24 protein-coding genes are annotated in these 22,645 nt (G+C 49.5%); 10 read left to right on the top strand and 14 right to left on the bottom strand.

The window, feature by feature from the left end:
- Positions 1-95: 95 nt before the first annotated feature.
- Positions 96-1,064: a protochlorophyllide reductase gene (locus ACJ2PR_RS08115; RefSeq protein ID WP_446876657.1), complete on the bottom strand. Its 969-nt coding sequence runs from the start codon at positions 1,062-1,064 to the stop codon at positions 96-98.
- A 258-nt stretch (positions 1,065-1,322) separates the two neighbouring features.
- Positions 1,323-2,423, bottom strand: coding sequence for a glutamate 5-kinase (proB, locus tag ACJ2PR_RS08120; protein WP_446876658.1), 1,101 nt, complete (start codon positions 2,421-2,423; stop codon positions 1,323-1,325).
- A 385-nt stretch (positions 2,424-2,808) separates the two neighbouring features.
- Here proB and ACJ2PR_RS08125 point away from each other — a divergent pair, with 385 nt between their 5' ends.
- Complete coding sequence (locus ACJ2PR_RS08125) at positions 2,809-3,294, top strand: Tab2 family RNA-binding protein (RefSeq protein ID WP_446868315.1); 486 nt, start codon at positions 2,809-2,811, stop codon at positions 3,292-3,294.
- A gap of 28 nt (positions 3,295-3,322) precedes the next feature.
- Entirely contained in the window at positions 3,323-4,195 is an 873-nt protein-coding gene (locus tag ACJ2PR_RS08130) for an S-methyl-5'-thioadenosine phosphorylase (protein WP_446876659.1), read from the top strand.
- Between the two features lie 379 nt (positions 4,196-4,574).
- Here ACJ2PR_RS08130 and dnaN read toward each other — a convergent pair whose 3' ends face one another.
- From dnaN to ACJ2PR_RS08150, 4 genes are all read right to left on the bottom strand, one after another.
- Positions 4,575-5,732: a DNA polymerase III subunit beta gene (gene dnaN / locus ACJ2PR_RS08135; RefSeq protein WP_446858938.1), complete on the bottom strand. Its 1,158-nt coding sequence runs from the start codon at positions 5,730-5,732 to the stop codon at positions 4,575-4,577.
- Between the two features lie 641 nt (positions 5,733-6,373).
- The gene (locus ACJ2PR_RS08140; protein ID WP_446876660.1) at positions 6,374-7,897 is read right to left on the bottom strand and encodes a bifunctional aminoglycoside phosphotransferase/ATP-binding protein; all 1,524 of its coding nucleotides are present in this window, start codon (positions 7,895-7,897) and stop codon (positions 6,374-6,376) included.
- Positions 7,898-8,042: 145 nt separating this feature from the next.
- Complete coding sequence (locus ACJ2PR_RS08145; RefSeq protein WP_446858940.1) at positions 8,043-8,603, bottom strand: 50S ribosomal protein L25/general stress protein Ctc; 561 nt, start codon at positions 8,601-8,603, stop codon at positions 8,043-8,045.
- Between the two features lie 196 nt (positions 8,604-8,799).
- Complete coding sequence (locus tag ACJ2PR_RS08150; protein ID WP_446858941.1) at positions 8,800-10,116, bottom strand: adenylosuccinate synthase; 1,317 nt, start codon at positions 10,114-10,116, stop codon at positions 8,800-8,802.
- A 222-nt stretch (positions 10,117-10,338) separates the two neighbouring features.
- Here ACJ2PR_RS08150 and ACJ2PR_RS08155 point away from each other — a divergent pair, with 222 nt between their 5' ends.
- The 4 genes from ACJ2PR_RS08155 (at position 10,339) to rpsN (ending at position 13,766) form a co-directional block, all read left to right on the top strand.
- Entirely contained in the window at positions 10,339-11,250 is a 912-nt protein-coding gene (locus ACJ2PR_RS08155; protein WP_446876661.1) for a branched-chain amino acid transaminase, read from the top strand.
- A 237-nt stretch (positions 11,251-11,487) separates the two neighbouring features.
- Entirely contained in the window at positions 11,488-12,576 is a 1,089-nt protein-coding gene (gene rseP / locus ACJ2PR_RS08160; RefSeq protein ID WP_446876662.1) for an RIP metalloprotease RseP, read from the top strand.
- Positions 12,573-13,259 (top strand): endonuclease III, encoded by a 687-nt coding sequence (gene nth / locus ACJ2PR_RS08165; RefSeq protein WP_446876663.1) that lies wholly within the window; start codon positions 12,573-12,575, stop codon positions 13,257-13,259. Before rseP ends, nth begins: the two co-directional genes overlap by 4 nt.
- Before the next feature lie 204 nt (positions 13,260-13,463).
- Positions 13,464-13,766, top strand: coding sequence for a 30S ribosomal protein S14 (gene rpsN / locus ACJ2PR_RS08170; protein WP_446858946.1), 303 nt, complete (start codon positions 13,464-13,466; stop codon positions 13,764-13,766).
- 102 nt (positions 13,767-13,868) lie between these two features.
- Here rpsN and ACJ2PR_RS08175 read toward each other — a convergent pair whose 3' ends face one another.
- Positions 13,869-14,198 carry a hypothetical protein gene (locus tag ACJ2PR_RS08175; protein WP_446858947.1) on the bottom strand — a complete coding sequence of 110 codons (330 nt, stop codon included), beginning with the start codon at positions 14,196-14,198 and terminating at the stop codon, positions 13,869-13,871.
- Between the two features lie 118 nt (positions 14,199-14,316).
- On the opposite strand from ACJ2PR_RS08175, the gene aat reads away from it, so the two are divergent.
- Together aat and ACJ2PR_RS08185 are read left to right on the top strand one after the other, a co-directional pair.
- Positions 14,317-14,919, top strand: a complete 603-nt coding sequence (aat, locus tag ACJ2PR_RS08180; protein WP_446876664.1) for a leucyl/phenylalanyl-tRNA--protein transferase — start codon at positions 14,317-14,319, stop codon at positions 14,917-14,919.
- Between the two features lie 140 nt (positions 14,920-15,059).
- A complete protein-coding gene (locus tag ACJ2PR_RS08185; RefSeq protein WP_446876665.1) occupies positions 15,060-15,971 on the top strand; it encodes a hypothetical protein in 912 nt (303 codons plus the stop codon).
- A gap of 162 nt (positions 15,972-16,133) precedes the next feature.
- Here the strand turns inward: ACJ2PR_RS08185 and mnmA are convergent, their stop codons facing one another.
- Positions 16,134-17,183, bottom strand: a complete 1,050-nt coding sequence (gene mnmA, locus ACJ2PR_RS08190) for a tRNA 2-thiouridine(34) synthase MnmA (protein ID WP_446876666.1) — start codon at positions 17,181-17,183, stop codon at positions 16,134-16,136.
- 226 nt (positions 17,184-17,409) lie between these two features.
- Here mnmA and ACJ2PR_RS08195 point away from each other — a divergent pair, with 226 nt between their 5' ends.
- Positions 17,410-18,150, top strand: coding sequence for an SPOR domain-containing protein (locus tag ACJ2PR_RS08195; protein ID WP_446876667.1), 741 nt, complete (start codon positions 17,410-17,412; stop codon positions 18,148-18,150).
- Between the two features lie 95 nt (positions 18,151-18,245).
- On the opposite strand, the gene ACJ2PR_RS08200 is transcribed toward ACJ2PR_RS08195, so the two are convergent.
- Positions 18,246-18,671, bottom strand: coding sequence for a hypothetical protein (locus tag ACJ2PR_RS08200; protein ID WP_446876668.1), 426 nt, complete (start codon positions 18,669-18,671; stop codon positions 18,246-18,248).
- Between the two features lie 30 nt (positions 18,672-18,701).
- Positions 18,702-20,075 carry a GH1 family beta-glucosidase gene (locus tag ACJ2PR_RS08205; RefSeq protein ID WP_446876669.1) on the bottom strand — a complete coding sequence of 458 codons (1,374 nt, stop codon included), beginning with the start codon at positions 20,073-20,075 and terminating at the stop codon, positions 18,702-18,704.
- A gap of 335 nt (positions 20,076-20,410) precedes the next feature.
- Between ACJ2PR_RS08205 and ACJ2PR_RS08210 the strand changes: the two genes are divergently transcribed.
- On the top strand, positions 20,411-20,602 hold the full coding sequence (locus ACJ2PR_RS08210) for a hypothetical protein (protein ID WP_446858954.1): 192 nt from the start codon (positions 20,411-20,413) through the stop codon (positions 20,600-20,602).
- Between the two features lie 153 nt (positions 20,603-20,755).
- Here ACJ2PR_RS08210 and ACJ2PR_RS08215 read toward each other — a convergent pair whose 3' ends face one another.
- From ACJ2PR_RS08215 to ACJ2PR_RS08230, 4 genes are all read right to left on the bottom strand, one after another.
- Positions 20,756-20,896, bottom strand: coding sequence for a photosystem I reaction center subunit IX (locus ACJ2PR_RS08215; RefSeq protein ID WP_446858955.1), 141 nt, complete (start codon positions 20,894-20,896; stop codon positions 20,756-20,758).
- 23 nt (positions 20,897-20,919) lie between these two features.
- Positions 20,920-21,417 carry a Photosystem I reaction center subunit III gene (locus tag ACJ2PR_RS08220; RefSeq protein ID WP_446876670.1) on the bottom strand — a complete coding sequence of 166 codons (498 nt, stop codon included), beginning with the start codon at positions 21,415-21,417 and terminating at the stop codon, positions 20,920-20,922.
- A 24-nt stretch (positions 21,418-21,441) separates the two neighbouring features.
- A complete protein-coding gene (gene psaI, locus ACJ2PR_RS08225; protein WP_446858957.1) occupies positions 21,442-21,591 on the bottom strand; it encodes a photosystem I reaction center subunit VIII in 150 nt (49 codons plus the stop codon).
- A 206-nt stretch (positions 21,592-21,797) separates the two neighbouring features.
- Positions 21,798-22,361, bottom strand: a complete 564-nt coding sequence (locus ACJ2PR_RS08230) for a photosystem I reaction center subunit XI (RefSeq protein ID WP_446876671.1) — start codon at positions 22,359-22,361, stop codon at positions 21,798-21,800.
- Between the last annotated feature and the right edge of the window lie 284 nt (positions 22,362-22,645).

Genomic DNA, 22,645 nt, shown 5'->3' on the forward strand with positions numbered 1-22,645 from the left:
TCAGGTTGAAAAAGGTCGATCGCAGAGTACTTTGAGAAACGTTATGCCGAATGGGAACTTTATCAAAAGGTGAATCACGAATAGAATGGTGAAGTCTACGCTATGGATACCAGCTTTTCGCTCAAGTCCCACATGCGAGCAGCTAAACGATCGTCGCTGGCTTTTTCGGATAGCTCTTGCACAAACGACTCACGCCCTTCTTTTTGACGATTGCCCCAACTCCAATGCACGCCTGACTGCTTAAACTGTGGGTCAGCCACCACTTGAGCGACGCGCTCTCCGGCCAACTCCTGCGACACATAGCCCCCCGTAATATTTTTCTGAAACCACGGGAAGACCTTTTGAAACAGCGGATAGCTATTGCGAAAAAGCGGCGTATCTGCCACACAGCCCGGATAGAGCGTGTTAAACACAATGCCCGTCGAGTCATGATAGCGGCGATGCAGTTCTCGACTGGTGATCATGTTACAGAGTTTGCTGTCTTTGTAAGCCTTGCCTGCCTTAAACGGTTTGCCATCAATCATCGAAATGGGTGCCTTAAAGCCCGCTTCAAAGCCTTCGAGATTGCCCAAGTCAGCAGGCGCAGGAATGGGAATCTTGCCGCCTAACTCCTTGGAATTTGCGGTTACCGTTCCTAAAATGATCAGTCTTGCTGCACCCGAAGCGGAATGTTTGAGATCATCCAATAGCAAATTGCACAGCAAAAAATGACCCAGATGATTGGTTGCCACACTTAACTCATAGCCTTCGGGCGATCGCATCGGCTCTTTTAACAACGGCAGATAAACCGCAGCATTGCAGACGAGAGCATCCAACGATTTGCCACTTTCGTGAAAGGTTTTGACAAACTCACGCACGCTGTCCAGTGACCCCAAATCAATGTGCATTAAGGTGTAGCGATCGGGCGACATTCCTAGAGATTGGGCGGCTTGTTTGGCTTTTTCTAGATCTCGACACGCCATCACTACATGCCATCCCCGTTGGGCCAGCGCTTTTGCGGCATACAACCCAACACCAGAAGAGGCCCCGGTGACCACAACCGTCAAATTCTGATTTTGTTGCATCTTGTTAAACTCCGTTAGCCGTCCTGAAACGAACTGACAGTTTTCATCTTACCGATCAGGCGTAACGCTTGAGGAAATGCGACAAAATGTTATGAAATGGTGCGTGAGGAACGATATCAATTCTCTAAATCGACAAATCGACTTCTGTCCAATGCAGTTCTTTCGCTTCGCTGGTTACATCTTCTGCCCCCCAACCCCCCAATTTTGGGGGACTTTGAAGCCAACGCCTATTGTCTAGTGTCCAATGTCTAGAAGCCTCTACTTTAAAACTAAATTGTCTCGATGGACGATCGTCTCTGCCCCCGCATAACCCAGAATTTCGGCAATCTCTTCGGACTTGTGACCGCGAATTTTTTGGAGTTCGGTGCTGGTGTAGTTGACGAGACCTCTAGCGATTTCGTGACCGGAATGATCACACAATTTCACCGCATCCTGACTCTCAAACTTGCCTTCGACTTGAATGACCCCGGCAGCTAAGAGCGACTTGCCATCTTTGCGAATGGCTTTGACGGCTCCATCATCTAACAAGAGTTTGCCTGTGGGAATGAGTCCGTGGGCGATCCAGCGTTGGCGGGCGTTGATCGGTCGGGGCTGTGGCTCAAATTGCGTCCCGATCGCTTCCCCTTGCAGCACTTTGAATAAATTGTGGGGCGATCGACCCTGCATGATCACCGTTCTCACGCCCGCACCTGTGGCAATCTGGGCCGCCGAAATCTTGGTCACCATGCCGCCCGTTCCCCAATTAGAGCCAGAACTGCCCGTTTTGACGGTCAACTGCTCGATATTCTGCACAAGTGAAATCGGTTGAGCATTGGGATCGCTACGGGGATCGGCCGAGTAGAGACGATCGACATCCGTCATCAAAAACAACCAATCGGCATCCACCAAACTCGCCACCAGCGCCGACAGCGTATCATTATCGCCAAACTTCAATTCATCGACCGCAACGGTATCATTTTCATTGACGATCGGAATCACATCCAGCCGCAATAATTCTTGAAACGTTCGGTACACATTTACATAATGGTTTCGCTCGACCAGATCGCCGCGAGTTAAGAGAACCTGAGCGATCGGTTGCTGCATTGCCGTAAAAAAGTCATCATAAATTCGCATCAGACGACCTTGACCCACAGCGGCGACGGCCTGTTTGAGGGCGATCGCTTTGGGCCGTTCGGTTAACCCCAATCTTGCACAGCCAACTCCCACCGCCCCTGACGACACCAAGACGACTCGATGACCCTGCTGCCGCAACGTGCTGAGAACTTCGACTAAGGTGGCGATCGTCGAGAGGGCCAATTGTCCCGTTTCGGGTTGAGTCAGGCTAGAAGTACCAATTTTGACCACTAAAGTTTGAGTCATGACACCGCTAAAAATTGAGGCGCAAATCAAAATTCTCTATCTCTGTCCTAAATCCTGCGGACGGAGGGATTTTCTATTATCCCAAATTCGGCACCGTCCAAAAAATTACTGACCATTGGCGCTAACTTGAATTCGATGAAGATTTTTTGCTTCGTTGTCAAGCGCTTCTGCCTCCCAAACTGCCAATTCTAGAGGACTTTAAGATCAGCGTTCTGGTTCAAAGTTCTCTATTTATCTCTACTTATCCCTATTTAATAGATAAGCTGTTTCATCAATTCACGTTCGATTAACCAAAATTTCTTGACAGACTACGAGGAAACGTCAAGAATCCTCAGATGGCGAGTCGTTATTAAACCATCTTTAGCGCTTTTCTTTTTCTTTATTTATGAGAAATCCACCTCAACCTTTACCAGATAATCTTTGGGGCGATCGCTGGCGATTTGCCTCCCTACCCGCCGCTGATCTCGAAGATGCCTTTAGAGATCGCCTGATTCCCATTCTAGAAATGCCGACAGAATGGCTGCCGATCGCGTTGGGTGTCGCCTCTATCACACTGATTCCGGGGGTTGTCATTGATGGAGGACGGCGATCGCTCGCTATCGCTCGCTGGCTACAAACCGCCCAACCTGTCTCACTCAATCACATTGCAGGCGCACCCGACGGACTCATTTTAGAAGCGGGAGCCGTCGATCGCTGGATAGTCGCCACTTTCGAAGACTCAGAGGTACGATCGGCTGCCCAACTTTACCAACAGCGCAAACAAGCTAGCCAGGGACTCCATTTTCTCTTGATCCAACCCGACGATTCGGGGATGACCTACACAGGCTTTTGGCTGCTCAATTCTCAAGCTCAACAGAACACAGTAAAATAATCCCGATTCGCAAACGCAAAAACCTCATATGTCTCAAGCAAAAATCGGCATCATCGGTGGCAGTGGTCTCTATAAAATGGATGCCCTCAAAGACGTAGAAGAAGTCCAGATCACAACGCCCTTTGGGTCACCCTCGGATGCGCTGATCTTGGGCACCCTGGAGGATACGCGAGTTGCATTTCTAGCTCGTCACGGACGCAACCATCATCTGTTGCCAACCGAGCTACCGTTTCGAGCAAACATCTACGCTATGAAGAGTTTGGGCGTTGAATACTTGATCTCTGCGTCGGCGGTCGGGTCGCTCAAAGAAGAAGCCAAACCGTTGGATATGGTGGTGCCCGATCAGTTTATCGATCGTACCAAAAATCGCATTTCCACTTTTTTTGGCGATGGCATTGTCGCTCACGTTGCCTTTGGTGATCCGATTTGCGTTCATTTAGCCAAGGTGTTAGCTGATACGGTTGCCGATCTCAATTTTTCAGAAGTCACGCTGCATCGGGGCGGCACCTATGTCTGTATGGAAGGCCCCGCCTTCTCGACCAAAGCCGAATCAAACCTGCACCGCAGTTGGGGCGCAACGGTAATCGGCATGACAAACTTGCCCGAAGCAAAGCTGGCACGAGAAGCCGAAATCGCCTATGCAACGCTGGCCCTGGTCACAGATTACGATTGTTGGCATCCTGATCATGACAGCGTAACGGTCGAGATGGTGATTGGCAACTTGCAAAAAAATGCCGCCAACGCTCAAAAAGTTATTCAAGAAACCGTGCGCCGCCTGACTCAAAATCCACCCGTCTCTGACGCTCACTCCGCCTTGAAATACGCCATTCTTACGCCGTTAGAAAAAGTCCCTGCTGCAACCAAAGAGAAGCTGGCGCTCTTACTGCAAAAATATTTGTAGCGTTTCAGTGGTTTTGAACGGATGACGATATCCACCTGAAAATGCCCCCAAATCCCCACCCGTGAGGAACTCTGAACTCAAACATTTGCTCTAAAGTCCTCCAGAATTGGGGGTTGGGGGGCAGAAGATCTAAACAACGAAGCCTACAAATTTTCTAGAGTTGACATTTGTACAGCAATCCCAAATCACTCGTGAAATGCAGAATCGATCGTGCCCCCTAAATCCCCCAAAGTTGGGGGACTTTGAGCAGAGAGACTTCTTAGATCTCAAGACCCATTCCCAAGTTTCAAAGTCCCCCAGAATGGGGGATTTAGGGGGCGAAGCGGACTGGAACGGAGCGACAAAAATCTGTTCATGACTCATTTAGGATTGCTATAGATCAAGATCTTACTTGCACAGGCATCACCAAATAAGTCATCTTCAAACTTCCCAATGGTGTGAGAATCGCGGGACTGGTGGCAGTATTTAGCTGCATCTGAACTTCGGATGTATTGATTGCTTTGAGACCCTCGACAAGGTATTTCACATTAAAAGCAACATCTAACCCATCGCCCGTGATTTGAGCAGGCATCGACTCGCGACCACTTCCCACATCTTGAGCGTCTACTGACAGTGTGAGTTCTTGATTACTACTGTCGAGCGTCATTTTGACGATGTTGTTTTTTTGGTCAGCCAACACCGAGATCCGTTCTAAAGCACCGAGTAGAAGGCGACGATCGAGCGTCATCTGATGCGAAAACTGGCGAGGAATCAGTTGCCGATAGTTGGGATATTGCCCTTCTAGCAAGCGGCTGGTCAGGCGTTGATCCGTCCATTCAAAAACGACTTGCCCTTGATCAAATCGGACGGCGATCGACGCGCCACTTTGCCCCAACATTTTCATCAATTCTTGCAGCGCCTTAGCAGGAATCGTCACATTCAAGCTGGCATCGTTTTCGGTTTTGCTGGCGGGTGATCCATCCTCTTCCTGGTTGAGGGTCTGCACGACGGCGAGACGGTGCCCATCGGTAGCAGCAAACTCCAACCCATCGGGCTGCAAACTGAGGTGAACACCCGTCAAAACCTGTTTGGTCTCGTCCGCGCTCGAAGAAAAGAGGGTGCCACGCAGTCCATCAATGAGCGCTTCGGTGGAGAGGTGAGCTAATTCGCCCTCTGCGATCGCAGGTAGTTCGGGAAATTCTTCGGCTCCCAGTCCTCGCATTTGATAGCGTCCCGATGCACAGGTAAGCGTGGTCAACATTCCGGTCTCGGCGTTGAGGTCACTGTCTAAAGTAATGTCGCCATCAGGCAAGCGTGAAACGATGTCACCGAGCAGTTTGGCAGGCAGGGTAAGGGTGCCACTTTCTTCAACTTTGGCAGCAAAGCTAGTTTGAATTCCTAAGCTGAGATCAAAGGCGCTCAGGCTGACTTGTTGAGTGGTGGCATCAGCGTTGAGTAAGACGTTGGCTAAGACTGGGTGCGTGGGGCGTGATGAAACGGCACGGCTGACCAGTGAGAGGTGAGTGTTGAGGTTGTTTTGGGCGCAGACCAGTTTCATGGCAGTTGGGAGGGCTAAGAGGAAAAAGGCAGGTGAACTTGTTTTAAAGGTCGTTTTGGATTTGGGAAGCGGCTCAAACAGTTCTAAGAAATTCTTGCTTGAGCATAGTAGCACCCATTTCTAGATCGTTCCACCGGGTCTGAAGTTGGCTTGGTGAAAGGATTGTAACGCTTAAGTTGAGGGGTTAATTTGTGATAAAAGAAACTGTGGAAACTGTGGAAAAGAAGCTTGATCGACTTTCCAAAGCGATTTTGAGGGTCAGTCAGCCTGTGGAAAACTTGTGGAAAAGATCTGTTTTTGCCACTACATGTGGTGAGCTATTGGAGGTTTTCCACTAAATATCGGAGTTTTTGACAGGTTTCCCACAAAGTTTTCCACAGAAATGGGCGTAGTTTTCCACAGGAAAGAGGCGATCGCTCCTCTCCAATAAGAAAATCTAATCGGATTCAACTCCAACTTAATGATCTGCTGACCTGTTCAAGTCTAGTTTTTGGACAGTGAATCTCCCTGGTTTTGCGGCGATCGCTCAGATCAAGGGTCAGCTCCGTCTTCAAGTTACGACCGTTCGATGAAGAAGCGCCTCGAATTCACGTTAGTTTTCGCTCATTCAGCCGATCGCTAATTTTTAATTCTTAGCCCATTCATTTCAATTGTTCCTCCAGCGGTTGAGTCGTGTCCAGGGTCTTTAGATAGGGTTGTTCGATTTCTGAGAAAGATTCCAGTTGCTGTTGGTCGAGGAGATCAGCCGTCACGTCAGAGATATCTCCTTCGCGTTTTTCTACTCGATCGCGCAACACCGACAGAGGCGCATCACAATGCAAAATTTGTAAAGGAATCTGATGGGCTTGGGCTTGAGAAATCACCGGGAGACGTAGCGCTTGACGATCGTATTTAGCATCCAAAATTACGGTGTAGCCTTGAGCCGCCAGAATGGAACCGAGTTGGAGCAAGCGATCGTAGGTTTTTTGCGTCATTTCAGGACTGTACAGATCCGCGCTGCCTTTTTCATCCAACGCCACGCCGCCCAGATGTTTGCGAACGGCATCCGATCGAATCTGAATGGCTCCTGTCTGACGCGCTAACTGCCCAGCTACGGTACTTTTGCCCGATCCAGACAAGCCAGCCATGAGGATCAGCCGCCCCGACTTGCGTTGGGTATACTCCCAGGCCAGCGTGTAATATCGTTTTGCGGTCGCCATCGCCTCTTGCTTGACGGCCTCTGGAATCGACGGATCGCCCAACAGAAACGAAGTTACCTTTGCCCGCACGTAGGACTGACGGCTGAGATACAGCGGCAACACCTGTAACCCTTCCCAGTCGCCCGTTTGCTCAATGTAAGCGTTGAGAAATAAATTACTCAAATCGGGACGGTTGCGGGCATCCAAATCCATGATGATGTAGGCAATATCAAACATCACATCGACAAACCGAAACGGCTCATTGAACTCAATGCAGTCAAACAAGAGAATTTTGTTGTGCCAAAAACAAATGTTTCTCAAATGCACATCGCCGTGACATTCTCGAATCCACTGGTGAGCGACGCGACTATCAAACAGTGCTTTCTGCTCGGCAAACAAGCGATCGGTATAGGCGCGGGTTTCATCAAACTGCTGTTGAGTTTGTGCGCCACCGATGTAGCCGACCGTCTGATCATAATTTTCGTCGATCGCCTGCCGAATCTGCGACACCTCCCCAAAGCTGAGAATGTAGTCATTGGTGGGCGCTTGTGCGTGAAATCGAGCCAATTCTTTTGCCAGATCTTTGAGATGCTGTTCGGTAAGTTCGTTGCGATCGAACATTGCACTCAGTAGCGTCTCTTGCGGAAACTGACACATTTTGACGACGTATTCAACTGCCTCTCCCGTCCCACTTAGTTGAAACGCATCGCCCACTTGCATCACAGGCAAAACGTCTAAATACAGTTCGGCGGCTCCTCGCTGGTTGAGGCGCAGTTCTTCGTGACAAAAGTGCTCTCGTTTTTCGAGCGTCGAGAAATCCAGAAAGCCATAGTTGACAGGCTTCTTGAGCTTATAGACAAATTCCCCCGTCAGCAGCACATACGAGACGTGAGTTTGAATTAGCTCGATCGGTTCGGTCACCGGATGCGGATAAAAATCCGACTTGAGCATCTGTTGAACGAGAAGCGGCAGGTTGGTGTCAGTCATAGGTTAGCGAGTTGTAATAGCGTAGAGAGTAGCGGTTAACGTCAATTCGATGAAGCTCACTGAGATTCAACCATAAAAAAGCCAGGGAAATCGGCTCCCTGGTTCTAAATACACCTGAAATTCATGGTTTGAAATTCACAGGCAACTACTCGCGGCTGGCCGTCACCTGAGCAACCACGCGGCTGGCTTCACCGACGGCTATTACTCCTTCGGGGAGTTTCAACTCATGTACATGCAGAGAATCGCCCACTTTGAGATCAGTAATGTCTACATCGATGCCTTCGGGAATACGATCGGGCAGACATTTCACTTCCAATTCAGTCAACTCAGTGTTGAGAATGCCGCTTTCTTGCTTGACTCCATAAGATTCGCCCACAAAGTGCAGCGGAACCGTAATTTCGAGAACGCCGTGCGCCGACACCGAGAAAAAGCTGAGGTGATAGAGACTCTGCTTCCAGGGATGCGACTGAATCTCACGCAACAGCGCTTTCCCCGACCAGGGTAGCTCAGGGACGCTGACATCAATCAAGGTGTTGTTGACTGACGCATCGCGCACTAAGAATTCTGCTTTTTTGGCATCCAGCGTTAATTCAACAGACTCCTGCCCATTGTGACCATAGAGCACCGCAGGAACTTTTCCTTCACGACGCAGCGCATTCGGTTTGCTTCCGGGAGCGCGTTTCTGACATTCGATTGTGATTTGCATAATGACCTTTTGAATTAGGGATGAGGGAAAACTTCAATGATCTGTTCCCCCTTTTGGGGTAATCCGCTTCGCGAGGAGGGAGAACTTCGTTCCGCTTCGCGAGGAGGGACAGAGAGTAAACGGTAATGGGAAAACGATGGAAAAAGATTTCTCCACATTCATCCGTCATCCGTCATCCCTCCTCTCTTTCTTGCTGCTATTTGGTGTACAACAAAGCGCGCTTGGGCCCGTGGATGGGATCTTCGACGATAATGGTTTGGTCGCGGCTGGCTCCCAGAGAGACGATCGCGATCGGCACATCCATCAATTCTGCCAGGAATTTGAGATAGTCCAACGCTTGAGACGGCAAATCTTCGAGCGATCGGCAGTCTTCGGTCGATCGCTTCCACCCTGGCATGGTTTTGTAGATCGGCTTGCATCGGGCAAACACGCGCGAATTACTGGGGAAATCTTCGCAGCGCTGCCCATCAATTTCATAGGCAACACACACTTGAATTTCCTCCATTTCGTCTAACACGTCGAGCTTGGTGATCGCTAGACAGTCTAACCCATTGATCCGCACAGCGTAGCGCCCGATCACAGCATCAAACCATCCGCAGCGTCGCTGTCTGCCTGTCGTCGTGCCAAATTCTGCGCCTCGCTCACAAAGGGTCGTACCCACCTCGCCGTGCAGTTCGGTCGGAAACGGCCCTTCTCCGACGCGAGTGGTGTAGGCTTTGGCGACTCCGATCACGCGATCGATCATCGTTGGCCCGATCCCCGTCCCCACACAGGCACCGCCCGCTACGGGATTTGAAGAAGTGACGTAGGGATAGGTGCCATGATCGAGATCAAGCAGCGTGCCCTGTGCGCCTTCAAAGAGAATGTTGCGCTTGCGGCGAATCGCATCGTAGATTTTAAGCGAACTGTCTACCACATGGGGACGCAGGCGATCGGCGTATTCCAAATATTCAGCGATCACCGCTTCGGCATCCAGGGGCGGCAGATCGTACATCTTTTCGAGAATGACGTTTTTGTAGGCGATCGTCCAATTTAGCTGTTTCCGCAGCATGTCAGGATTCATCAAGTCCACAACTCGAATCCCCGTTCGTTCAGACTTATCAGCATAGGTTGGGCCAATTCCTCGCCCGGTCGTGCCGATCTTGTGGGTGCCACGCCGTTCTTCAGAGGCGCGATCGATCAGCCGATGATAAGGCATTGTGACGTGAGCCGTTTCGGAGATCAGCAGGTTTTCGGTAGAAATGTTCAATTCCTTTAACTGATCCAGTTCCTCAATCAGAACTTTGGGATCAATCACCGTCCCGCAGCCGATAATGCACTCGGTTTCAGGATACAAAATGCCAGAAGGGATAAGGTGCAGTTTGAAGGTCTGATCCTTGACGACAACGGTGTGTCCAGCGTTTACGCCTCCCTGGTAACGAACCACCACATCTGCTGACTTACTGAGCAGATCGGTAATTTTTCCCTTCCCTTCATCGCCCCACTGGGCACCAATTACAACTACGTTAGCCAAGGGTTTCTAAAAGAGTGCTAAAGTTTTCAACAGCCTCCCATTATCATCAGTTTGTGCTGCGCGTGTCAATGGTGAATTGTTGAGTAAATGATTTGAGTGAATCATTTGTCTTCAGAGAAGTGATCGACCAGACTGCGATCAAATTTTGGTGGTCGATCGGGCATGAGAATGAGTGCGGGTCGATACAATAGAAATTCTTTTCTATCAACACGCGAACCTCCTATGCATAACTTTCTGCCGATCGCTTACTTCAAAAATCAGTTCGTGCCGTTTGCTGAGGCAAATCTGTCGATCGCAACGCACGCTTTGCACTATGGAACGGGAGCATTTGGGGGGCTGCGCGGCGTTCCTGATCCGACTAATCCCAATCAAGTGCTTTTATTTCGACTCGACAAACACTGTCAGCGACTTAGCAAGAGCGCCACGTTGATTAACTACCATCTACCTGCTGATAAAATTCAAGCGATTATTACTGATTTTGTTCAAAAAAATAGACCGACTCAATCCTTTTATATTCGTCCGTTTGTCTATACATCTGGGTTAGGCATTGCCCCACGTTTACATAATATTGAAAAAGACTTTTTTGTTTATGGGTTAGAGTTGGGCGATTACTTATCTCCGGATGGCGTGACTTGTCGAATTAGCTCCTGGTGTCGTCAAGAAGACCGCAGTCTGCCCTTGAGAGGCAAAATCAGTGGCGCATATATCACTTCATCTTTGGCAAAAACTGAAGCAGTGGAATCGGGATTTGATGAAGCAATTTTGTTAAATTCTCAAGGCAAAGTCAGCGAAGCGTCTGGCATGAATATTTTCATTATTCGCAATGGTGAACTGATTACGCCTGGGTACGATCAGGACATCTTAGAAGGAATTACCAGAGGCAGCATTCTCACTGTCGCCCAAGATTTGGGAATCAAAGTGGTTGAAAGACCAGTCGATAAATCAGAGCTTTTTATCGCAGAGGAAGTGTTTTTAAGCGGAACGGCCGCTAAGATTACGCCCGTCAAAAAAATCGAAACCTTTGACTTGCCAAAAGCGCGCCCAATCACCGATCGACTCAAAGACAAACTAACCGCAATTACCGAAAACAAAGCGCCTGAATATCACGATTGGGTCTTTACGATCGCCTTCTAGCCCGTCGATCAACCACGATTTTGTCATGGCGATTAAAGCCGCAGCTAAGAGAACAAAATCCGCCTTTGCGGATTAACAGAAGTCTAAGTAGGTTTAGGCTACGAAGCTAACTGCATTCGCCAGCTTAAATTCTAGAATGGGCGTTCTATCATCCTTGAGTAGTAAAGTTTCTTAACAACTCTGAGGACACCTTAGAATAGAGAGATATTCACATCAGAAGCTTACGAGTCTTTGCCTATGTCAGTCCTGGCAGTTATCGCCCTTCTCGCAGTCTTGATCTTTGTCCACGAACTGGGTCACTTTCTGGCTGCTCGACTTCAGGGTATTTATGCAAATCGGTTTTCGATCGGCTTTGGCCCCATTCTCTGGAAATATCAGGGATCGCAGACAGAATATGCCCTTCGCGCATTGCCATTAGGCGGATTTGTGGGCTTTCCCGATGATGATCCTGACAGCGACATTCCCCCCAATGATCCCAATCTGTTGAGAAATCGTCCCGTTTTGGATCGGGCGATCGTCATCAGTGCAGGGGTGATTGCTAACCTGATTTTTGCTTACTTTGTGCTGGCGGGGCAGATGGCGATCGTCGGTTCTCCTGCTGTCGATTATCTCCTTGGCGTGGTGATTCCCAAGGTGACTCCTCAAGAGGTGGCGGCGCAAGCGGGCATCAAAGATGGAGACATCATCGTGGCGGTCAACGGTCAAACCTTGGATGCGACGAGTCAGGCGGCGACGGATTTGAGGAACGCGATCGAATCGAGTCCCAACAAGCCCCTCCAACTCAGCGTCCAACGCCAATCCGAGAATCTGAACCTCAACGTCACCCCGTCCGACGTGAATGGTAAAGGCAGAATCGGGATTGCGCTACAGCCTCATGTCAAAAAGCAGCCGGATGGCAAAGCTGTCTACTACAAGCATCCTGCTAACATTTCGGAGGTATTTGGTTGGGCGGCTGACGAGTTTCAGCGTATTGTGGTGTTGACGGTGCAAGGCTTTGGGCAACTGATTAGCAACTTTAGTAAAACCGCAGAACAGGTATCGGGGCCAGTGGCGATCGTGGCAACTGGGGCCAAAATTGCTCAATCAGATGCGTCCAGTCTGTTTAACTTTGCAGCGCTGATCAGTATTAACCTGGCAGTCATCAACATCTTGCCCTTGCCTGCATTGGATGGTGGTCAACTCGCCTTCTTGCTGATCGAAGGTCTGCGCGGTAAGCCCCTTCCCAGCAAAATTCAAGACGGCGTGATGCAAACTGGATTGGTTTTACTGTTGGGATTGGGCGTTTTCTTAATCATTCGCGATACCGTCAATTTGATTCCACAGTGAGTACGCGCAAACTATCTGCTAGAAAACAGCGTGCATTGGAGATTATAATTCGGCTAAAACGCCTTTACCCCGAAGCTCCTTGCACGTTGGACTACGAAACTCCCGTTCAGCTAATGGTTGCGACCATCCTCTCGGCTCAATGCACCGACGAACGGGTGAATCTGGTTACGCCTGAGCTATTTCGCAGATTTCCTGATGCGGCGGCTTTGGCGGGGGCTGACCTGGCTGAGATCGAAGAATTGGTGCGTTCTACAGGCTTTTACCGCAACAAGTCCAAGAATATTCAGGGGGCTTGTCGGATGATCATGACTGAATTTGGCGGCAAGGTGCCCAAAACGATGGAGGAACTGCTGCGTCTACCAGGGGTCGCCCGCAAAACTGCCAATGTCGTCTCAGCCCACGCCCACGGCATCAATCTGGGAGTCACCGTCGATACCCACGTCAAACGCCTCACCTATCGACTGGGACTGACCAAAGAGACAGAACCCGTCAAAATCGAGCGAGACCTGATCAAGCTGATCCCTCAACCTGACTGGGAAAATTGGTCGATTCGTCTGATCTACCACGGTCGCGCCATTTGCAACGCTCGAAAACCACAGTGCGATCGCTGTGACCTAGCCGACCTCTGCCCCTCCGCCAACCTATCCCAAAAACCGCTAGAAACCGCAGTCAGCGAGTCTTAAATTGACGTGAAGTTGAGACCTCGCCTTGTTATTCGGCGCTTCTGCCCGCCAAACCCTCCATTCTAGGGAACTTCAAATCAAAGATCTTGGATTCAATGATTGTGATTTGGTTTCTCCTCACGCCATCACCCAAAAATTCTCTCCCCCTTCTCACCCTTCATTCGGTACAATGAGAGGCACTGTCTTTTTATGGTTTGACGATTCATGGCTAAGAAGAGCATGATTGAGCGCGCTAAAAAGCGTCAAGAAACGGTCGAGAAGTACGCTGAGAAGCGACAAGAACTCAAAGAACAGTTCGCGAAGGCCACCTCTCAGCAACAAAAGCTGGCAATCCATCGCGAAATTCAGCAGCTTCCTCGCAACAGCGCTCGTGTGCGGGTTCGTAAGATTTGTTGGGCAACGGGTCGTCCGAGAGGCGTTTACAGCGATTTTGGTCTGTCTCGCCACGTTTTGCGCGAAATGGCTCACCAGGGTTTGTTGCCAGGCGTGGTCAAGTCTAGCTGGTAAGAGAGTTTTGAGGGCTGAGTTCTTAAGTTTTTGGGTTGGAGAGATTCAACTCAAAGCGGCAGGCTCAAAACTCAAAGCTTTTTTATAGGTTGCTTCTATCTGTTACTGTCCACAACAGCGATCGATGCCCAGGCTGTCGAGCAGGAGATCACTAACGGCGTTGGCGACGGCAAATTCGCTATAGAAACTTTGTGAAAAGTCAAACGCCTGCATTTCTGAAATAATCGCCATCACCAGCGCACCCAGATCGTTCTCATCTTCCATACGCTGCCGAACGTAGATCTGAGCCGCACGTTGGGCGATCGTTCCGTTAATCGCTTCGGGCAAAAATTCCTGGTCTAGCCACTGTTGAAGATTTTGCTGTAACCAGGCTCCTTCCTGCTCTGGATGTTTGGCAGGGGGTAATGTGATGGGTGGAATGGGTTCAACCATTGGGACACCTTCCGCGATCGGCTAAACTATCCAAACTATACACTCACCCGTTTGTGATTGGTGATCTGTCCGTTGTCATTTGTAATGATGGACGTTTTTGTAATGATGGACTTCAGGGATGGACGACCCTGCAACTACCGCTATGCAGATTGATGTTGCCTCCATCGTCGAAGGGTATGCTCAGGGTTATTTCTTGATGGCGGACGACTCAGGCAGTGATCTGAGTTGGTATAGCAGTCGAGAGAGAACGTTGATTCCGTTAGATGATCGCTTTCGCTATCCCAAATCGTTGCAGCGCGTTCTCAATCAAGAGCGGTTTACGGTGGCCATCAATCGAGATTTTAAGTCAGTGGTAGAAGGGTGTGCCGATCGCGAGACGACCTGGATTTCTGAGCAGATGAAGGAAGTCTATTGGGAGTTGCACAAGGCGGGATGGGCCCACAGTTTTGAAACCTGGCAGGGCGATCGATTGGCGGGCGGCATTTTAGGAATTGTGATTCGTGGGGCATTTATCGGCGAGTCGATGTTTTTTCGGATTCCAGAAGGTTCTAAAGTCGCGATGGTCAAACTGGTGGAGCGACTGAGAGATCGGCAGTTTGTCTTATTTGATGCTCAGATGATGAATCCTCATTTGGAGCGATTTGGGGCGTATGTGATCAGCAGTCGAGGCTATAAGGATCTGCTGCGATCGGCGCTAGAGCGGTCATGTTCCCTTGAGTAGTGCGATTGGGTTGATCACTTTAAATAGCAAAGTCTTCTGCATTGCATTCAGTGAACCCTACGTGTAATTTCTGGATTTATCCTCTGTGTTTGTGTAAATCATAGGGTAAGTAAACCAGAAAGCATGATGGGGAGGCTTTGATGAAGCGAAGTTGGATTTTGTCAGTGAGTGCGACCGTCGGAGTTTTTGCAGCGGTCACCCATTCTCTCCCCATGTCTGCTCAAACTCAATCTGTTACGAACCCTACTCCCTCAGTTGGGCTGAGATTTGGAGGGCGATCGCCCCTTAATCAAGCAAACTTTGTCATGACAGAATACTTTGGAGACTGCCAGAGTACGGTGATTTCTGAACTGGAAGCGAGTTTTATCTCAGAAAAAACGCCGCCTGCTCCTCATCGCCGTGTGATCATTCGCAACGTTACTCAGGGAGTGAGCGCCAATCCTTATCCCTATACCGATCGGGAATATGACGAACGTCGCCCCACCTCCGAAACCGCCCGCGCTTCGTTAGGCAATACCCACGACAGACGACGCTTTAACCTGGTAGAAGGCAACAACGAGTTTCAGTATGAGATTAAAGAGCGCAATCGGGTGATCGATTCGGGTAAATTTAGCGCTCAAGTGCTCAAAAGATTGGAGCGAGTCCAAAGTGACGCAAAGTGGGAGCAGAAAAAAATCTGCAAAAATTCCAGCGTTTCACTCAATGAATGCGCCGATATTCGTAAGGTGCGCGAATTTAAATGCAGGGATGGCAGAGTCTTGCAATCGATTATGGAACCAGACGATCGCGAAACCTACACCCGCATCTCAAACCATACCAGCAGCGTGATTGCCTTCACGGTTGACGGAGACTCAGAAGTACTGAATCCGGGCGACTCTAGACGCTTTTCTTCTAACTCGTCGTTTGGGCTAAAGGTGAGATTTAATAGCACTTGCGCGGATTGCGATCCCACGACTTCAACCACGCTGACGCTCGGAAAGCGGTATGTATTTAGACGATCGGGCAGTGGGACAGAAAGGGTTTTTAAGCTAGTTTCGGGTGGGTCTGATTAGCCAGGATTGGGAAGTCGATGCGGTTTTTTGCTTCGGTGTTCAGCCCTTCAGCCCCCCAAATCTCCCACGAGTGAGGGACTTTGAACCAGAAACCTGGTGTGAAGGTTAGGGACAACAGATCTGAACACCAAAGCGAAAGACCTTCATCAAATTGACCTCTTTTTACTGCTTTTCGATGATGCCGCCGCCGAGTAGCACTTCTTGGTCGTACCAGACAGCCGCCTGACCGGGCGTAATACTGAACTGAGGATCGTCGAAGACAATGCGGATACGATCGTTAGCCAGTGGAATCACCGTCGCAGGCATCGCAGGCGATCGATAGCGAATTTGCACATCGGCATGAATGGGCGCAGTTGGTTTTGCGATCGACACCCAGTTAACGCGCTGTACGCTGCATTCGGTTTCCCAGGCTTCGGAGCGATCGCCGACAATCACGCGGTTGCGTCCGGCATCCAATCCGATCACGTAGAGCGGCTCACTGTGGGCGATTCCCAGTCCTTTGCGCTGTCCGATCGTATAGTGATGAACGCCTTCGTGCTGACCCAAAATTCGTCCCGCTTGATCTACGATGTCACCTTTTTGGGGCGTGATGTATTTATCGAGAAACGACTTCATGGAGCCATTAGCTTCGACGAGACAGAGGTCTTGACTTTCGGGCTTATCGGCAGTGTGGAGTCCAAATTCAGCCGCGATGCGACGAGTTTCAGTTTTGGGCTGATCGCCGAGCGGAAACACGACCTGAGCGAGCACATCCTGGCTGAGATCGTAGAGAAAATAGGACTGATCTTTGGTGCGATCGACCGCCCGCCACAGTTCATGCCGTTGGGTCTGCGGGTTGTATTGAATGCGCGCATAGTGCCCCGTGGCGATCTTCTCGATTCCTAACTCCCGCGCAAAGGTGAGCATCGGGCTAAATTTAACGGCTTTGTTGCACTGAGAACACGGGAGCGGCGTAATGCCATCGCCATACCCGGTCACCAGATAGTCGATGATGTTTTCTTGGAAGCGATCGCGACTATCGACAATGTGGTGAGGAATGCCCAAAAAATCACAAAGTTTGGCCGCGTCCACCAGTCCTTCAGAGCAGCACTGACCTTTCCCCTTCATCAACCAGAGGGTCAAGCCAACCACTTCAAAGCCTTGATTGTGCAAAACGGCTGCTGCAACTGAGCTATCGACTCCGCCGGAGAGTCCGACTACAACTTTGTTCATGGGACGAAATACGCGAATGCTTCTCTAGGCTAACACTTGGGAGGGGTGAGGGGTGAGGAGTGAGGGGTGAGGGGTGAGGAGTGAGGAGTGAGGAGTGAGGGGTGAGCCGTTGAATTTTAGAATTTTTATCTCTCATTCTTCCTGGCGAAGCGGAATGAAGTTCTCCCTTATCCCTTCTGTATGTTATGCTGACCGCAAAATTTGGCAGTCAAGGGATTCATCTGCTATGACCTGCATTTCTGATTATTATCGTCACGCTATTTCAGTCTTGTTTAAGACTCGATTCACTTTTTTGATCGCGATCGCGTGCATTCTGTCATTTTCGGCGCTGATTAAACGCGCTGACGCACAGGTTTCTTCTGATATGAATCTGCCCCCTGCGCCTTCGGTTGCGCCTTTGGAATTACCCACGGTTAACCCCAACAATGTTGTTCCGGTTCCTGGAGAGCGAGTTTATCAAGCGCCGCCTGTAGCAAATCCTCCTTTGTTTAGTCCACCTGCGGCTAACTTGAATCAATATCGGGTGTTTGTGAATGGGGATAGCCCGCTCCTTTTGCAGGAGGTGAAGCGAGTTGAGCCGGGGGCTTTTGTGCAACGGTTGGATGGGCGCAGGGTGATTCAGGTGGGGGTGTTTCGCACCGAAGCTAATGCACAGCAGCAAGTAGCAAAACTGGCAGTGCAAGGAATTTCCAGTCAAATTGCTGTCGGCGGCACAGGCTCACTCATTGGTGGAAACAGTGCAAGAGGCTACTACGTCGTGGTTCCAGGAAATCGATCAACTCTGCCAGAACTGCGCGATCGAGCCATTCGATTAGGCGTTCAGCAAAATTCAATTCAACTGCGCGATCGACCGTTGGGGCCCCATGTGGCGATCGGCCCGTTTGGTCAGATTGGGGAGGCAGAAACGATGCAGCGCTATCTCAGAGAAAAGGGCAGTTTGGATACGAGAGTATTTTTCGATCGCTAGTAGCCCTGGCAGGATAAGCCTCATTCCTCCTCGCGAAGCGGATTATCCCTAAAGGGGGAACAGATCATCGAAGTTCTCCCTCATCCCTCCCCTAACTAAACGACTTGCCCGACCATCCAGCCCACCCCTAAACCAATCCAGGCGGTTGCAGTCAGTAAGCAGCAGGCTTGAAGCTCAGTAAATTCGGACGTTTGCAAATCAATGCGGGCTAGAAATTCGGCACTGACCATCATCACGATCGGCATAAACAGCTTGAACCAAGTCAGAAAAATCGAGGCAAAGGCGGCAAGTCCGACCAAAGCGCAAAATGCTACGGTGTCTGATTTGAACCAGCGTTTAATCATGCGTTGAAGTCCTTGTAGGGGATGCATCAGCACGATCGCGACGAACAATCCCCAGGCGATCGCGATGCCCCACAAAAAATGGGAGTGAGTAGTCAGAGTCAGAAATTTGCCAAAGATCACATACGCGACCAGGAGCAGCGACAGAGACAGGCGAGGAAGTTTTTTGAGGGTCAGCATTTGAGTTTTGCGAATTTTTAAACGACATTCTTAAACGACTCGATTTTGACGAATGCATTCTGCATACCAGTGATAGCTGGATTTTGGGATACGTTTTTGAGTGCGATAGTCGATATAGGTGATGCCAAAACGTCGATCGTAGCCCCACGACCACTCAAAGTTATCCATCAAACTCCAGACAAAATATCCTCGAATCGGATACCCTTCGCTGGATGCCCGATGGACGGACTGGAGGTATTGACGCAGATAGAGAATGCGATCGAGATCCATCACTTCTCCGTTAGAGTTCACTTCATCCTGGGCGGCGCAGCCATTCTCTGTGATGTAAATCGGTAAGTCCGGACGATTCAGCGTTTCGCTCACATGACGAATGCCCCAATATAAACTTTCGGGTACAATTTGTAACCACGGCATGTTTAGCTTGGGATACCCTTTGGAAAAATCGATCCATTCACAGCCCTGATTGTTGTCGGATGCGCGAATGTAGGTTCCGGTATAAATATTTAAGCCTAAAGAATCGATTAGCTGATGGATAATTTTCAAATCATCGTCTTGAATCTCTGGTGCATCTGCTCCGAGTTGTTTGAGTAATTGTGAATTGTATTCACCAGCGATCGCGGGATAGATAATTCCACCATTTCCACAGTGATACGGGAATGCTTTTTTAGCGGCTTCAACATTGTCATCCGATTCATTAAGCGGGACGGTCACACCAAAGTTATCGACGAGTGAAATAGAACAAGGCTGTGGCGTTGCGGCTCTGATTGCTTGACAGCCCAAACCGTGGGCCAGCAGCGCGTGATGAGAGGTTTGCCAGACGGCTTTGCGATTTTTGACGCGAGATCCAGGTGCGTGTTGGGCGGGCTTCCAAACGTCGTAACCCATGTGAGTAAAGCAGGTGATTTCGTTGAGCGTCATCCAATGTTGAATGCGATCGCCCAGTCGCGTCACCGTTGCGCTCACATAGTCAGCAAAATCCTGCGCCATTTCTCGACTTTGCCAGGAGCCGTAGCGAGTTTCTAAAGCCTGGGGACTGTCCCAATGAAACAGCGTTGCATGTGGCGTAATACCGTGGGTGAGCAAACAATCGACGAGCCTGCGATAAAAGTCAATGCCTTTCTCATTTACCGCGCCGCGACCATCGGGGACAATGCGACACCAAGAAATGCTAAAGCGATAGTGTTTGATGCCTAAATCCGCCATCAGCTTTACGTCTTGCTCATAGCGATGATAATGGTCACAGGCGATCGCTCCCGTATCTCGATTGCGAGTCCGTCCCCATTTTTGGCTAAACACATCCCACACGCTGGGTTTGCGTCCATCTTCTTGAGCGGCTCCTTCGATCTGATAGGCAGCGGTCGCCGCCCCCCACTCAAAGTCTTCTGGAAATTGGTAGCTGGTCATGGTTTGTTTGGCAGGCTCTCACTCAGGATAGTCTGAACCCAAAAGTCGTTCAACCTTTGACCACGCAAAAATCCCTAATCCTGATAGAGGTTTAGAATCCCTCTGTGAGAAATTCTGCCGTGTAGACACACGTCGATCGATCTGTCATTGCTGAGATCCTTCGCCCCCTAAATCCCCCATTCTGGAGGACTTTGAGCAGTTGGTTCTCCTTCATACTGGGGGCAATTCATCCCGTGATTCAGCAATGCCAAATCAGCAATGTCTCTCTAGAGATACTTTGTCAACTTTGGGGGGTTGCTATAGTGAGTGAATTGAGTGAAAGGAAAAACCTTAAAATGGCAGACGCAGGATATTCGGTTTTCTTTCTGTTTGGCTGCATCTGGATTGTGTTGGCAATTGCTGTCTGGGTCTTCGTTCTCAAAGCTGAAGGGCTGCCGCTCAAAGTAGACAAATGGGCGCTTGTGGTGGCGGTGCCGATTATTCTTCCATTGATTGCTGCGTTCGCGATCGCGGCCATTTACCGTTAATAACATCTGTAATAAAGATGGAGAATTTGCCCAGAATAGAGGCTGTCAGGAATGCACTTGTAAACACAACTACAAACAGCATTGCGAACAGCAAAGACAAATTCTCACATCACAATTAGGAATGAAGATAGCCGACTTGAAATCTACAAAAAATTAGGGAATGGGATGGAAATAAGTCCCATACTGCAATCCTGGAAACAGGTAATTTAACTCAATCAGGATTGTAGAAATGATCACTAGCGTCACGATCGCCACAACGGGAGCGCTGGTCAGATATTTCGCAAGATATTGCATGATTTGAACTCCTGAAGATGAGACTAGCGAGGTGAAACGGGAATTTCGTTATCTTTTGCGGTTAGTTCGCCACTGACGAATTCTTTGAGCGCGAGCAGCGGCCATAATAAGCCTTGCACAATTGAAGCGATCGCTACAGGCAGATTGATAAAAATCTCCATTTCTTCTGGCTTATCAGCTTTGTTAGCTTTAAGTAAGTAAGCCCGCCCTGACCAACCAATAAAGCCAGCTACATAGAGAAAAAGTGAGAAGGGCGCAAGGACATCAAGGGCTAAATCGAGGCGATCGAGCGGTAGGTGAGGCAGTCCGTCTTCTCCACACAGCAACTCTGAAGAATAGGCTTCAAACGGCTTGGTGTAGTAGTAGTTGTTTTTGGGGGCATTCTCTCGACGCTGTTGAAAGGCGGCAGACTCACCACAGGGCACCAGTGTCGTATTGACGGCAAGGGCAGGTGATAGGTGAGTAAATGAGATCGTTAATGCAGAAAGGAACGTCAGCAATAATAGAAATAGTTTGTTCACAAAAATGGCTCCTATTTGCAAAAGTTAAGGTTCTTCGGTTGGAGATTCTCGCTCAATCCATAGAAAAATGATTGCAAAAATGGGAAACGGCAGAATGTAAAAGATCAAAGGAATCATAATCCAGGGTAACCATGAAAGCGAATAGTGTCCTGTGAGTTGAGTTAAGTCGGCCATGATCGTTTCTCCAGGTAAAAGTTGCTAATCAAACGTCTATTCGATGAAGATTTTCCGCTTTGTTATTGAGATCTTCTGCCCCCAACCCCCCATTCTGGGCGACTTTCAGACAAGGTTTCTGATTCAAAGTCCTTCAATGTTGGGGGATTTAGGAGGCTGCCTGGATTGGCAACCGCAGCGAAAGATTTCATCGAACTCAGGTTACGTTAACCAAACCATTGGCTCAAGACCATTCCTACATTGACCTTGCCGCGTAAGATAGCGTCGAGGTCGTCAAAGTTTTCGAGTAGGGCGTACGCGAATAATGCGCCACCTGTTGCACCGAGCAAAATTCCGCCGCCGATTTGAAACCAGTCTTCTTTTTTACGCAGCGGTCTTAGGTCATCTTTGGAGTGAGAATTGTAGGTGCCTTTTGGGTCGCCTTGAAACGTAGCTGAAGCAAAAATTGAGATGCCCAAACAGGCCGAAACTGTGATGTAAATGGCGGTAATTAAACCACTCAAATTTGCACCGTGAGCCGTTTCTCGTAATGGCCCGACGACGACTTCTGGGCCGACCAAAAAGTAGCCGTGCGCCATGCCAATTTCTAGCCCGCGCATAAAAGGCGTAAGCCCCGGACGATAGGCGGGAAGATTGCGAATAAAAGCATTGACGATCGGCGAGTCGTTAATCGGAGTCGATAAATTTGCCAACCAGGGATCGCCTTTGTAGGGCTTGATCGGGTCATTCTCATAGGGAGAAGACAACGTAGTTTCCTGAGTCGATGTCATATCCTTTCACCTTGTTGAGCGATTGATAGGAAAAGTCCCGATCGTGATAGCCCATGATCAGGACTCCTGAGACGAGAGGAGAGTTGCCTCAAGTTTTTTGGAGGGATGAGGGATGAGGGATGAGGGATGAGGGAATGGACAGAATTGGTTTGCTGTCGTTGCAAGACTAAGAATCTTGTCTTTAAGTCCCCCAGAATTGGGGGGTTGGGGGGCAGAAGGGTTGAACAACCCAGTGAGGACACTCGATCGAGACAAGGATTCAGCATTCATCTCAACCGTCAGCC

Source organism: Phormidesmis sp. 146-33 (assembly GCF_052939515.1).